Below are 14,458 nucleotides of genomic sequence, written 5' to 3' on the forward strand. Positions count from 1 at the left end.
TTATGCGATTGTGCGATGAAGTCTCACTTTCATTAAAAAAATATCTATTTAGCCTATAAGATCTCTTCTATTATAGTTAATGAATCCTAAAATAATAAACAGAGATGAAATAGCGGTTAATACAATTAAGCTTCCAAGCTTTAATTCTTCTAATGGTAATTGAGGAATGTAAGAAAATGGAGTCAATTTTTCCATCCATGTCGGGAACTGAAAAAAGCCCTCAAAATAAATAATAAAAAACGAATAGCCTAAAAGCACCCAAATAGCATTCATCAGCTGGGGTCGATACCCGAATAAAAGAACGGCTAACCCAACAAAAATCCAGATAGCAGGAACAAATACGACAGTCGCTTCCCAAATATGAGAAAAAGAAAGTGTATCATTCATCACCAAAATTGCTATCGACCAAACTCCAATCTTAGAAACAATGAGGAATATGAATGAACTCACTAACGATAAGATAAAATGAATTCCAAGCCACTTATTTCTTGAGACGGTTCGAATTAAAAGGTGCTCACTACGCCCACCTCTTTCTTCCTTTTGAAGTCTCATTAAAATTAAAATAGCAGGGATAGTCGCAACCATAGCATTTAGGGACATAATTAAGGAAACAAACGAACTCATCATATCAGCTTCTTGCTGAGAAGCTAGCATTTGCTGCATTACATCACTTGAAAAAAAGAATTCTAGTTCTCCAAAAAGAGCTCCATAGGATGCCCCCATTACATACATGACCAATAACCAGACAAGAAGTTGCGTTCGTTGCAGTCTTAGAACAAATCCCCAAGAACTTGTAATAAATGTACTGGCAGTCGCTTTTCCTTGTTTAGCAGCTATTAAACTAGAACCAAGATCTCGTTTAAGATTCAATATAATTGAGAGAATACTAAAAATCATTGAAAATCCAAATAATAGCCACACAGGGTTCCAATTATTGATAACAAAAACCTCCGCATGAACGACCCAGCCTAAAGGAGACAGCATCGACCAGCTACCATCACTTACATCTCCGACTGCCCTCACTAAATAAGATAGTCCTAAAATCATAAAGGAGAAACTAATAGTCCCTCTACTATTTTCATTTAATTGAGCTAAAACGGCTGTAAGGGTAGAGAAAAATAACCCTGTTCCTGCTAGCACACTGCCAAATAGGACAGACCCTTGCCAATCAATTGATTCAATTTGGAGGCTCATTAAACCTAAAGTCATCAAGATAGCTAAAAGAATATTTTGAATAAAAGCAGCAAGCAAAGTCGAAGTTACATTGGTTAATCGCCCTACTGGTAAGGAACGAAATAATTCCAGCCTACCTTCCTCTTCATCCGCTCTCGTATGTTTGGCAACAAATAGTATAGAAATAAGACCAATAATAAATGCGGTAATTAACAGCATTTGATGAGATAGCATTGCACCATCACTGTAACCCTCTAAACCAGAGCTAAAGCCGACTATTGCCGTAACAGCTGGATTTTTCATCGATTCAGCCATAATTTGACGTTCTTCTTCTGATTGAAATAAGCTTGAAAAAGAAGCAGCTGTTGCAACGATAATCAGTACAGTTGTTAAAATCCAAGCGGGTATGCGAATTTTATCTACTTTAAAAATAAGAAGTAAGCTCACACCTAAATGATGAAAATAGGATTTATTCATATGATTTAGCCCCTCTAAGCTTGTTATCACGAGTGTCATAATGACTCATAAACAATTCTTCTAATGAAGGTGGTTGACTGATTAAATTCGTCACTTCGAACTTACTTACAAACTCGATTAATGATGCTAATTCATTTTTATCAATTTGAAGGTGATTTGTACCTTCTTGGATTTTCCATTCATAAACACCCTTTAGCTCTTTAACACCCTTAAGTGGTTTTCTTGTTTCAACAAGGATGGTCATTTTAGTTAAGTGACGTAAGCTTTCTAAACGACCTGATTCAATCATTTCTCCTTGACGAATAATTCCTACTGAATCACATAACCTCTCGACCTCTGATAAAATATGGCTAGAAAGTAATACACTTTTACCTTTATTTTTTGCCTCTAAGACACATTCCTGAAAGACCTTCTCCATCAGCGGATCTAACCCTGTTGTTGGTTCGTCTAAAATATATAAATCAGCTTCTGCTGCAAAGGCGGCAACTAATGCTACTTTTTGACGATTCCCTTTAGAATAGGAACGGCATTTTTTTGTAGGGTCTAATTGAAATCTTTCAATAAATTCCTGTTTATTCTGAGTATCTCTTATATCACGTAGTCTTAAAAAAATATCAATGACCTCTCCACCTGATAAATTAGGCCATAAATGAACATCGGCTGGAACATAAGCGAGCTTTTTATGGATTTCAACCGCATCCTTCCATACATCCTTTCCAAAAATCCGTGCCTGCCCACTAGTTGCTTTTAAAAGTCCTAGAAGGGTTCGAATGGTCGTAGATTTACCAGCTCCATTTGGCCCGATAAAACCATAAACTTCACCTTGCTTTACTTGTAAATCAATGCCTTTAAGGGCTTGAAACGTACCGAAATTTTTCTGTAATTTTTCAACTTCTATAATGTTCATCTACATCACCCTTTTTATAGTTTTGAAATTTTTAAACTTATATATTTCATAATATACATATTTATTTTTATTTTCAATAGGTTTTGAACTATATTTATTGTTAAATTTCATTTTTTTGATTAAACTGATACTGAGGTGAAAAAGGATGGACGGATTTAAACGTCGAAGTGAAAAAAAGAAACTGGATATTATTCAAGCTTCTTTTCTTTTATTTATGGAATATGGAATTCAGAAAGTGTCTATCTCTGAAATTGCCAAAAAAGCCCATGTATCACAGGTTACCATTTATAACTATTTTGAAAACAAACATAATTTGATATATGAAACTTATAAATTTTATATTGATAATGAAGTATCGGATTTCATAAAATTAGTAAAGGAAGATATCCCCTTCCCAGAAAAAATTAAAAAATTAATACTACAATCCAGACAAGCTTCAGCACAAATTCATGAGGAATTTTATCAATACATGATTCAGGATTATTCAAAAGAACATAATTATTTAGAGCTGTCTTATACTGAACAAGTTCTTCCTTATTTCGATGAGTTAATACATGAGGGAAAGAAGAATGGCTTTATTGACAAGCAGCTTTCCAACCAAGTCATCATGATGTATATTCAAATGTTTGCTGAATACACAAAAAAAGAGGAAGTTAGTATGGCTCTCCTTCCGAATAGTGAGGAATTTTCCAAAGTGTTTTTTTATGGCCTCTTTGGTTATAAAGATACGAATAAGTTAAACTTGTAAATAAATATCCCTTTTCATAGTCCTTCCTTTTTTGGTTATACTAATCATATTTTCAATGAAGGAGGATTTCTATGAAAAAGACAGTTCAATCTTTATTCAAAAGTAATAACTTCTTTATTTATCTAGCTTGTTTTCTTTTATGCTTTCTATTTGTGCTTTTTATTCCAAAAGTAAATGGGGAGGAATCTATGCTAGCTAACCTTAATGTGACAATAGATAAACAATCTTTTCAAACATCTTATATAAAAAAAGATGGACACATACTAGTACCCGCGTTATTTCTGAAACATTCAGGGGTTTTTGTTGATTGGGAAGAGTTACACCATTCTGTTCTCATTTCTTCTCAAAAAGAACAGAAAATTGCCCTGCCAATTGGCGAGAAGTATTATTATGAATTGAATCCTAAAGAGGATTTCTGGAATAGAGTTGATTTACCAGCGACCTCAACAGATTACGAAGGAAGTCCATATATTCCGATTGTTCCTATTCTTGAGAAGTTTGGTATGGAAATTAAACTCGACTCTGATGAGAAAACCTTAAACATAAAAACTCCTTACGAAAATGACTATCAATCTTTTTATAAAGGTTCCACCAATCAAAAACGAGTAGCCTTAACCTTTGATGATGGACCAGAAAACCATTACACCCCAGAAATTTTACGTATTTTGAAAGATAAAAAAATATCTGCCACCTTTTTTGTGGTGGGAAGTCAGGTAGAAAAGCATCCTGAAATGTTGCGACAAATCGCTAGAGAAGGTCATACGATAGGAAACCATACATGGGATCACCCTAATTTAATAAAAAAGTGGTCTCGTGAAGTCAAAGAAGAAATCATTAAAACACAAAACATGATCACGGATACGGTTGGCTCTCATTCTTCTTTATTTCGAGCTCCATATGGCTCTATCACAAAAGCAGATTTAATTACATTACATGAACTAGGACTTCACAATATTCTGTGGTCAGTAGATACGCTTGATTGGAGCGGGCATTCAGCAAAGGAGATTTTATCAGTTGTTCACAAACAAATCAGTCCAGGTGGTATTATTTTACAGCACAATTTTCAATCAGAGGAACATCTATTAGATGGAACCATTGAAGCCTTACCAAAAATAATTGATGATTTACAGAAGCAAGGATATACATTTGTAACGGTGGATGATTTAATGTAAACGAACTGGAGCAAACCTAACCATTAGAAGAGGGAGGCAACAATTGCAAACATTAATCTACCATCCAAAGTGGGAAAAGACCCTTTCGAAACAGGACCGCTCCCTCATTGAAAAAATATTTAGACAAACTAGCTCATATATCACTAGTTTGTCTACAACTATGATAAGAATTGCCCAAAATTATAAGGGCGATTTATTAGTAACGGTGCTGATTCACAATCCACAAGAGCAGCCTTTTTACTTTAAAAATCAATGTATTAGTTATATAGAAGATTTCACATGCTTGGCAACTCAAGCCTTTACGATTGATTCACTTGTGATTCCTCCTTATACGAGTATGCCTTGGACCTTCATTTTTACAAAAAACAGTTTAGAAAAGGAGCCTACACTTCACGGCACGATCAACATCCATAAGAATTTGGGACTTTAAATAGAAATAAGAAGTTCTACAGATTTAGTTGTTTCGGCTGTTCGCTCTCCCAAGACACTACGCGTCCAGTGAAGTGCTGCCAAACTAACTTTTTTAAAGTCGATTTCGGCATGGCCACTTATCCCACTAGAGTCTCCGTACCGTGTGCGCAATATTACGCATTCCATAGAGAATCTACTAATTTAACAGGACCCTCCTTCTTTTGACAAGAAGGAGGGTCCTGTTCGTACTTAAATTCACTTCTATTCAACGATATTAGAGCTCTTAGTGACTAAAGGAATTAGTTTCGTTTAAATAATTTAAGAAACCTTTGCCAGAACCCTTCGCTTGTTTCTTCTTCATCTACTTCAGCCGTAGAATCATCTTTCTTTAAAGCTTCTGTTTTCATCACAAATTGGACTGAAGAAATGACTTCATTGTTCTCAGAAGAAGTAAACGAGATGGCTTCAAAATCTGATTTATCAAATTCTGCAATCATTTGATCGATTTCTTCCTGCATTTCTTCAGGCAGCTTACTTGTCACATCTGCTAATTCTTTCGTTCCTTTTTCTAACTCATTCGTACCAGAAGAGAGTTCGGATGCTCCATTCTTCATCTCTATTATTCCACCATGTAAGCTTTGGTAAGAACTAGAGAGCTGATTGACTCCATCGGTATAGCTTTCCAATCCAGCATGAAAATCATTATAATGGGACGATAGTTCTTTTAATCCATCCTGCAAAGGCTGCAATAACTCATTCACATCTAAGTCTTCCAGCACGGAAAGGCCTTGACCTATTTCAGAAACATGCTGACTCATTTCCTTCATTGCGTTACTAGACTCTTTAAGCGCAGGTTCCACTGCTTGAAAGCCCTCTTTCACAGCAGCATAGGTCGCTTTTACAGTCTGGGCAGCTTGATAGTTAGCTACTAGAGTATCCACCACTTCTGAATCTGCACCACTTTGATAAAGAAGCATAATATCCTCTTCTGTTAATGGTTTTTCTGGAATGGTAGAAACCGCCTCATCTAAAGCTTGAAAAGCAGTTGAGTAGTGACCACTTAAAGTCGATAATCCATCTGCTGCTTCATTCATACCATTTGATATAGCCGCTAGCCCTTGGAAAAGCTCCTCCAGATCGCCTAGCTCTCCCGGAGATAATTCTCCATTTAGAGATTGATTTATTTGTATTAACGCATCTTTTAATGATTCAGAACCAGAAATGATTTCATTTCCAGCATTCGCAACATCCTTTAACCCACTTTGAAAGGATTGAGAGCCTGATGATAATTCATCAAAGCCGTTAGTAAATTGATTCATTCCATCATTTAGCTCTACTACTCCTTCATGTAAATCATTGATTGCATCTGATAGTGAAACCATCCCTTCAGTCATTTCATCGGTATCAGGAAATTCAATCGGCATAGAGGCAGGTACTGCAGCAATTTCAATACCATCCCATTCAAAATCAAGAACATCTGCTTCAATGATGAAAGTCGCTTCTTTTTCAGGCAAAACCGTAAAGGTTACTTGTTTATTTTTCCCTGCATTTGCTAGCATCGCATCAGGAGCCGTTACATTCGAAAATTTTTCTTCTTCTAAATTTATAGAAATTTGTAGCATATAATTTTCGAAAAAGCTAGGCTCTATGGAAGAGTTTTGCTTACTTTCAATTTCTACTTTTAGCTTCCCATCTACTCCAATCAAATTTTCAGGTAATTGCTCTTGACCATCTATTTGATAAGACACCGAGATATCCCAGGGTAAATCGACTGCTTGTTCAAGATTTCCTTGGTAATAAAAGATGCCTTCCTGTGCTTCCATTTCAACTTTTCCATCAGAAAGCTCGATTTCTGTTAAATCCGTTAAATTCGTAACGTTCGTATAAGAACCAAAATCCTCGACAACTCCTGGTTCTGTTACATTTAAATAATTGACCACATACGCTTCACTGACCTCTCCCGTAGGAGATAGATTTACATAAACTACTTCATCTTTTTCTTTTAAGCTTCCTTTGTCGTTCGTTTCATTTGCTAAGGAAATAGCAGATGGCTGTATTAAAAAGGAAGGCATTAGTAACAAAGTAATGAGACCAATACTTACTGTACGTTTTTTAATCATGTGAATCCTCCTTGAAATTAGAACGATAAGTGGTTTTTCTTATCACTTTATCAAATACGATAAGCATCGCTGGTAATAAAATAATAACCATGAAAAAGGCTAACAAAGCTCCTCGGCCTAACAGAAGTCCAATTGAAGATACAACCGGATTAGAAGAAGTTAGCCATAAAACGAAGCCGACACTCGACAAAATCGAAGCTGAAATAATAATGGCAAACAATTTATCATCTAACGCCTGTTTAATAGCTTTTAATGGCGATTGAGTCCTTCTATGCTCTTTATAGGTTTCCATTAGTAAAATCGCATAATCTACAGTGGCGGCTAACTGAACCGTACTGACAATTAAATAACCTACGAATACTAACGATGAGTCAGTAAAATAAGGAACAGATAGGTTAATCCATACCGCTGATTGAATCGTTAATAACAAAACAATAGGAATCGAAATCGATTTAAATACAAGCATTAAAATAGCGCCGATAGTTACAACCGTCATAATATTAACCACGACATTGTCTCTTGTGACTGTGCTTTTCATATCATAAAGAGTCACACTTTCTCCTACGGTCAGTGCAGAATCTCCATAATAGGATTGAGCCATGTCTCGGACTGATTCAACCAATTCAAAAGGCCTTTCCCCTTCTGGACCTTCACTTGTGTTTACAATAATTCGACTATAATGTTCTGACATAAACTCATCCGTAATCGATTCATCTAAAAAGTTTGGTGGTATAGCTGCTCCAACTAAATTTACATAGGATATGGCACTAGTGATAGATTCCATTTCTTCTAAATCTTGAACGAGCTTTTCTTCTTTAGCTAAATCACCATTTGGAACAAGTAATACAATAGGTGTCGTTTGGCCAAAGGCTTCTTTTATCGCTATTTCATCCTGACCAGCCCTTGTATTTTCAGGCTGATCTCCTAATCCGTAAGTAAAAGATGTGTTGCTTTGCGCCAAAAAGGCAGGAACTATTAATATAGCAACGATTATTATACTTGGGTATTTTAATTTAACTAATTTACTCCCTACTCCTTTGAACTCAGGAATAATTTGTTTATGCTTCGTTTTATCTATCCATTTAAAGAAGCACAAAGTTAGAGCAGGTAAAAAGACAACAACGCTTATGAAGCTAAACAGGATTCCTTTTACTAAATTCAAGCCTAAATCTGCACCAATTTCAAAATTCATTAGCATCAGAGCCATAAAACCAAAGAATGTCGTCGCTGCACTAGTCGCAATTACAGGGAAGGACTCCTTCAAAGCTAGCTTCATAGCTTCTTCTGGTGAATTTGTTTTTTTCCTGAAATCTGCAAAACTATGAAGAAGGAAAATCGCATAATCTAGCGATACGGCTAATTGAAGGATCGGTGCGACTGATTGAGTGATAAAGGATATCTCTCCTAAAAAAATATTTGTTCCTAAATTTATTAAAATAGAAACCCCTATAGCTGTTAAGAAAAACAGTGGTTCTACCCACGATGTAGTTGATAAAACTAATATTATAATAATGATAGGAACGAGTAACAGGGCAGCATACATCGTTTCATTTCCGGTCATTTTTTGTGAAGTTGCCGTATTAAGTGCTTCGCCAGCAATAGCTCCATCATCACCAATTATTTCATAAATGGCATCTGTAGCCTCAACCTCATCCCCAACCTCTATACTTAAAGAAAAAAGAGCACTATTATCTTGATAATAGGATTCTAGAATTTCAGAATCAATCATTTCAAGAGGTATTTTTAAATCTATGGCATCATCTAACCAAATGACATCTACAACGCCAGGCACTTCCATTAGCTGTTCTTTGAATTGAAGAGCCTCCTGAATGCTTACATCTTCAATCATCACTCTTGTATTCGGAACACTTGCAGAAAATTCTTCCTCCATTATTTCCATCGCTATAGTGGATTCAGCATCTTCCGGCAAATAATCCGCCATATTGTAATTAATAGAGACGAAGAACTGCGCTCCAACTGATATGAGGGTTAGTATAGCAAAAATAATCACAATTGATTTTCTTCGTTTTATAATCTGTTCTAGTAAGTTTGACATTCCACACCTCTTATTGAACTAATTCCATTTTTACTTTATCATTATAACTACACAGTGTTGCTTAGACAACAAACAGTTGTTTAAAAAATGTTAGCTAAACAACACATTCACTTAAGCTGTTGGAAAAAAAGAATAAATTTTTTAGAAATAGGTGATTTTTTGGATAGAAGAAAACAATATACAAGAATGGTGTTAAAGGAGAGCTTGCTTGAGCTTCTAAAAATTAAGGCGATTGCAAACATTACGATTAAAGAGCTATGTGAACGTGCTGACATTAATCGCTCGACCTTTTATAGTCACTACTCTGACCAATATGAGCTTCTTACAAGCATTGAAGATGAAGTGCTCGATGAATTACAAAATACATTACAGCTATACAATCATTCAGATAAGAATGAAACCTTTGAAATGCTTCAAAGAATATTTGAGTATATGGCATCTAAAAAGGATATATGTCAAATGCTACTAAGTGATTATGGAGGGCGAAATTTTCAAAATCGCGTCATGAGTATTACACATCAATATATTATTCAAAAATGGGAGGATGAACAGAACATTTTAAAAAGCCATTCAGAATACGTGACCCTATTTGTGCTAAGTGGCAGCATAGAGGTCGTTAAAAGCTGGTTATCAAATGGAATGGAAGATTCTCCTGAGGCCATGGCCCGATGGATTAACGACTTTACAAGTAATGGGCTTTCCTGTATACCAAAGAATGAAAATTCACGATTAAAATAAAGGTGTTCTCATTTATGTTTTTACATTATTTGAAAAGAAGATGGAGTAATTTGGCACAACATCTATTTAGAAGAGACCGGGACATTACGCATGAAAGAAAATATCGACACATGTTAGGTGCCTGGTCGTTCGCTCCCACAAGACACTCCACTCTGTTTCTCCTTTAATAAACCCAAACAATATGAATGAGGAAATAAAAAAAGATAATAGTTAACCCTGTAAATATTAGATTTTCTATAGCACTTCCTGTTTTGATCGTTAATGGAAAACGTACCGTAAGCTTTAAAGGATAAAAGAAACGAATCCCTCTTCTAGTAAATGCATCTAAAATCAGATGGCTAATCATTCCTGCTAGGAGGCCCACAGTTAACGCTTCGACTGGTACAAAACGGTTCATTACAAAAGCAATAATGAATAAAAATAGTAAGCTATGTGTAAATGTTCGATGTCCAAACAATGTATTAATAATTGTTGAAAGTAAAGGAAATCGCCTCCCTATTTTACTTCCTCCATGACAAATATCAGGTAATAAGCTGCCTACTGCTCCTGATATGATTAATGCTAACGGTTCATAGTTCGTATAATGTGCAATGGTCGAAGCCATAGTAACTCCAGCGATAAGATGTGTTTTCCCTGTCACGTCCGTACCTTCTTTCTATGAAAATCCTGATGAAAACTTAGTTTATCATATCTTTATAAAAATAAGAACGTACATTCTTAATAAACTATCATGATTTTTTAATTATATTGAATAACGAACTACCAAAAAAGAAGCGGGTGAGACAATACTCATGGACGAATGATTTTACAATTGTTAGGTGCCAAGCTGTTGCTCCAAGACACTTCGCGTCCGGTGGGTGCTGCCGAATGAACTTTTTTAAAAGTGGATTTCGGCATAGCTACTTACTCCAATTGGAGTCTCTGTGCCTTGTATCCGCTAGCTTACGCCTTCTACCCTTTCAATTTTCCCTTATCTTGGTCTAACTAGAATATACAAAAAGTCGTATAGCTCTTATTTGGCTACACGACTTTTTCTTTGTCATTTTGCAATTAAAATTTTTTGTCATTCACTTTTGGTAGTGTTTCAAAATCTGGTATTTCCGCAATATATACATGACCATATCCACTCATGTCACTTGTAAAAACAACCTTAGTTCCGTCAGTCGTTAATCGCGGATGCACATGAAGCTTTTGCGACTGAAAACTTCCTCTGTGTTTACATAAAATTCTAGGCCCTTCCAATTGATTATTCTTCTTCTTCCACAAAAAAAGACTATCTTGATCGACGTTACCGTATGCACTTGACTGCTGACCATCACCCACTATCAGTTCCGCATCATTAGAAAAAATATGCATATTTTGATATGGAAATTCATACTCCTCTAACTCGGTATTATCGTATTTAATCGACCCTAAAAACTTACCTTCTGTATTTTTAACATCTTCCGTAAACCCATGATAGCCGACCGTAACACCATCAGCATGCCAATATTCATGCCCTGCATATTGGTTAGATTTTCCCTCTCTTAATTTCCATACCTCTCCTTTTTCCATGTCCATTGCCCACATCCGATGGTCCACCTTATTCCATGGCCCTTCATGACAAAAGGTTAATAAAGATCGTTTAGTAGGAGAGGCATTTACATGCCCAATCCAACGATTTTCTTCGTGAATGACGGTTACTTCTTTAGTATCAAGAGATAGTTTGCAAATTTGAGAATGTGGACGTGCCGCTTCTAATTCTGCAAACCCTAAATAACCATTTGTTAAATCACTTGCGATAGTAGAGGATAAATCCTCCCTCAAACCAAAGAGTACGCTCTTTCCATCGGCAGTACAGCTTGAGCCACTAAAAATGTAACCCTCTGGTAGCTGAAATAACGACTGTTCCTTTAAATCATCTAAATTTAAAGAAAATAATTGTCGGTCATGCATAAAATAAGCTTCGTTTTTTAATGGATTTAGGAATGTGTTTTGAATATTGACCTGCTCTCCTACTTTAAAGTCAGTTAATTGCGTAATCTGTCCAGTCGATAAATCGACACTAAACAAATTGGTTTTGTTTTCTCGATCAGATCCAATTAATAAATTATTTCCATCATTATAAAAGCCTTCATTTGTAAAATATAAGTGAAAATTATGTGCATAATAGCTAGTTAATTTAATTATTTTTGCTCCACTAATAGAGTCATAGAACACAGAGGTTTCTGATTCAAACACTTTTCCTTTTCCCATGATGTAATCACTACCTTTCGATACTTTTAATACTTAATGCTTGATTCGCTTCCAATTGTACGGTTATTTCTGATGAGCTTAACACATTTTGCTCTTTATCCGCAGCTATAATCAAAATTTTCTGCTCTTTAATAAAGCTCGGTAAGAGTAGGGTTATATTTGTATTACTTATCGCTTTAAGCCTTGCTTTAAATGACTTTTTTTGAAGGTCCCATTGAAAAGAAACGATGCCTGAGTGAAATCTAAAATTCTTAACCTCTCCTTTTTTCCATCTGTAAGGAACGGCAGGTAAAAGACGTACCTGTTTTTGAGAAACAAATAATAGCATCTCTTGAATAGCCCCAACTATGCCAAGATTAGCGTCCATTTGCACCGGCGCGGTTTCAATTTCCATGCTCAGCCCCATACTCCTCCAGTCATTATGTACCGTATATAAATTAGTTAATAAGCAAGACTGTGTTAAACGGTCTATTTGCTCTAGAGCACTTGTACCTTCTCCTAAGCGAGCATAAATGGAAGCCATATGAGCGAATGACCAACCAGTTTGTGCTTCTATTTCTCTTAATGAAACAGCCTTTCTAAAAGGAGCTAGCTGTTCTTCATCCGTAGAATTAGCCATTTCTTTCCCTGGAAACAGAGGATATAAATGAGATAAATGCCTATGTTCATAGCGATCCTGAAAATCATTATGAGCCCATTCCTTTATAGCTCCTTCTTTATTCACTTTATATGGAGGCAGTGTCTGTATCATTTCTTTCCACTTATTTATTTCATTTAAAAACAATTGGCTCTCTTCACAGGCTTCTATTAAATGTTGAAGAAGCTCCTTTATAAGAGCAATATCCATTGTTGCATTAATAGTAGTAGGCATTGGGTGAGCAAGTGACTCTCCCGCTTCTGGCATATAATTATAAGGGGTGTTCTCAGGCGAGATCGATGGATAAATAGATGTTTCCCCATGCAATTCTACTAAAAAATCCTCATAAAAATGAGCCACTTCTTTCATAAATGGTAGAAGCTTATGTTCAAGAAAATGTTGATCCTTCGTATATAGATAATATTCATAAAAGGTCTGTGAAAGCCATGCCGCTGCTCCAGTCCAATTTAAAATAACGGGTACAATTTGGCTTGGTAGACCTATCTCAGGTGTTGTACCAGCTGGAATATAAATGCCCCTACATCCATAAAGATGCTGAGCATTTAATCGAAAATCGCCTAACATACGCTCATAGTAATCAAACATAACGGGGACTAACCTCGATAACCCTCCTACCCCTGCATGCCAATACATCATTTGGATATTTTCATTCGCCATTCGATGTCCCCACATCAATTGATAATCTCCTGCCCAAAGTCCATACATTCCGAATGGCTGTGTGCCTTCTTCACTAGTTCCTGAAATGAACAAATACCTACCAAAATGCCAAAGCTTTTCAATCAACTGAGGAGAAGCCTCCCCTTGATAAGCACTCATTAATAGCTCCTCATTAGAACAGCTACTATCCTCCGTTTCTAATCTGAAATCAGCACAATGAAAAAGCTCCTGATGTAGGGGCAAATGTCTCGTTAGAAGCTCCTGATAGGTAGCCGTGCATTGTCTAAGCTCTTTTTCAAGCTTTCCCCACATAAACGTTGAGTTTGATTGAACAAACACTTTCATTAATATCCTTACTTTTTTTACATTTTTGCATGTAATACTCTGATTCTTTACTAAGAGCTCACCTTCACTCGGTATAACCTTCGCCACTACACCAAAATCAGTTTGATCGTCGTTTTTTGCAGAAAAGTATAGAAAATAATCAGCCGCCTTACTCTTAGAATGTTCCTCTAGTTCCCGGATGCGCTGCTCCATTTTAGGCTGGTCGGTAGAATGTAAAGATAGCTTAAAATGAATCCAATCCAAAGGCTTTGTCGATTCTATTTCGTAAACAATTAAATCATCTGCCCTTGAAACAAATAGCTTTCTTACCATATTATAATCTTCTTCGTTCCAGCTTACCGTTACCTCACCTGTCTCCATATTAAGCTTTCTGTTATATTTTTTAAAAGCCTGAGCGACTGGCATTTCTACTTTAAAATCAGCTAAAGGCAAAAGAGAGGAAAGCTGAGATTGATAGTTTTTCTCCTTGAGAGTATTACTTAGTACCCTGCTTGCCTCACGATACTTTTTCGTCTCCATAAGCTCTCTCGTTTTTTGTAAATGTTGACTCACATCTGGAAGGTTATCTTTCACTCCCATATGCCATAAGTCTTGATGATTAATTAATATCGTCTCGTTCTTAATCCCACCATAAACAGCTGCTCCTATCTTTCCATTTCCTGAGGGTAGAGCTTCTCTCCACATGTTTTTCCACCAAGATGCAGGATAGTTTAGATGGAGCTGATAACGACTATGATTTTCCTTTTTCAATCGTATCTCCA

The 14,458-nt window shown here is 36.0% G+C and carries 11 protein-coding genes; 4 read left to right on the plus strand and 7 right to left on the minus strand.

All coding sequences use genetic code 11. The features are described 5' to 3' along the window. Positions 1–48: 48 nt before the first annotated feature. Both AZF04_RS03910 and AZF04_RS03915 read right to left on the minus strand, forming a co-directional pair. Positions 49–1,650 (minus strand): ABC transporter permease, encoded by a 1,602-nt coding sequence (locus AZF04_RS03910; protein WP_061947651.1) that lies wholly within the window; start codon positions 1,648–1,650, stop codon positions 49–51. Continuing rightward, positions 1,643–2,557, minus strand: coding sequence for an ABC transporter ATP-binding protein (locus AZF04_RS03915; RefSeq protein WP_061947652.1), 915 nt, complete (start codon positions 2,555–2,557; stop codon positions 1,643–1,645). Before AZF04_RS03915 ends, AZF04_RS03910 begins: the two co-directional genes overlap by 8 nt. A gap of 145 nt (positions 2,558–2,702) precedes the next feature. On the opposite strand from AZF04_RS03915, the gene AZF04_RS03920 reads away from it, so the two are divergent. From AZF04_RS03920 to AZF04_RS03930, 3 genes are all read left to right on the plus strand, one after another. Then, positions 2,703–3,305 (plus strand): TetR/AcrR family transcriptional regulator, encoded by a 603-nt coding sequence (locus AZF04_RS03920; protein WP_061947653.1) that lies wholly within the window; start codon positions 2,703–2,705, stop codon positions 3,303–3,305. Between the two features lie 71 nt (positions 3,306–3,376). Further along, positions 3,377–4,477 carry a polysaccharide deacetylase family protein gene (locus AZF04_RS03925; RefSeq protein WP_061947654.1) on the plus strand — a complete coding sequence of 367 codons (1,101 nt, stop codon included), beginning with the start codon at positions 3,377–3,379 and terminating at the stop codon, positions 4,475–4,477. A 43-nt stretch (positions 4,478–4,520) separates the two neighbouring features. After that, positions 4,521–4,907 (plus strand): SLAP domain-containing protein, encoded by a 387-nt coding sequence (locus tag AZF04_RS03930; RefSeq protein ID WP_061947655.1) that lies wholly within the window; start codon positions 4,521–4,523, stop codon positions 4,905–4,907. 280 nt (positions 4,908–5,187) lie between these two features. Here AZF04_RS03930 and AZF04_RS03935 read toward each other — a convergent pair whose 3' ends face one another. Continuing rightward, a complete protein-coding gene (locus AZF04_RS03935) occupies positions 5,188–7,008 on the minus strand; it encodes a hypothetical protein (protein ID WP_061947656.1) in 1,821 nt (606 codons plus the stop codon). Beyond that, positions 7,001–9,064, minus strand: a complete 2,064-nt coding sequence (locus tag AZF04_RS03940) for an efflux RND transporter permease subunit (protein WP_061947657.1) — start codon at positions 9,062–9,064, stop codon at positions 7,001–7,003. Before AZF04_RS03940 ends, AZF04_RS03935 begins: the two co-directional genes overlap by 8 nt. Before the next feature lie 159 nt (positions 9,065–9,223). Here AZF04_RS03940 and AZF04_RS03945 point away from each other — a divergent pair, with 159 nt between their 5' ends. After that, on the plus strand, positions 9,224–9,802 hold the full coding sequence (locus tag AZF04_RS03945; RefSeq protein WP_235599919.1) for a TetR/AcrR family transcriptional regulator: 579 nt from the start codon (positions 9,224–9,226) through the stop codon (positions 9,800–9,802). A 163-nt stretch (positions 9,803–9,965) separates the two neighbouring features. Here AZF04_RS03945 and AZF04_RS03950 read toward each other — a convergent pair whose 3' ends face one another. The 3 genes from AZF04_RS03950 to AZF04_RS03960 form a co-directional block, all read right to left on the minus strand. Next, positions 9,966–10,442, minus strand: coding sequence for a metal-dependent hydrolase (locus tag AZF04_RS03950; RefSeq protein WP_061947658.1), 477 nt, complete (start codon positions 10,440–10,442; stop codon positions 9,966–9,968). Positions 10,443–10,852: 410 nt separating this feature from the next. Then, complete coding sequence (locus AZF04_RS03955) at positions 10,853–12,037, minus strand: oligogalacturonate lyase family protein (RefSeq protein WP_061947659.1); 1,185 nt, start codon at positions 12,035–12,037, stop codon at positions 10,853–10,855. Positions 12,038–12,047: 10 nt separating this feature from the next. Next, positions 12,048–14,447, minus strand: coding sequence for a glycosyl hydrolase family 95 catalytic domain-containing protein (locus AZF04_RS03960; RefSeq protein ID WP_153017205.1), 2,400 nt, complete (start codon positions 14,445–14,447; stop codon positions 12,048–12,050). Positions 14,448–14,458 lie beyond the last annotated feature (11 nt).

It is taken from the genome of Alkalihalobacillus trypoxylicola (assembly GCF_001590785.1).
Classification (GTDB): Bacteria; Bacillota; Bacilli; order Bacillales; family Bacillaceae_D; genus Alkalihalobacillus; species Alkalihalobacillus trypoxylicola.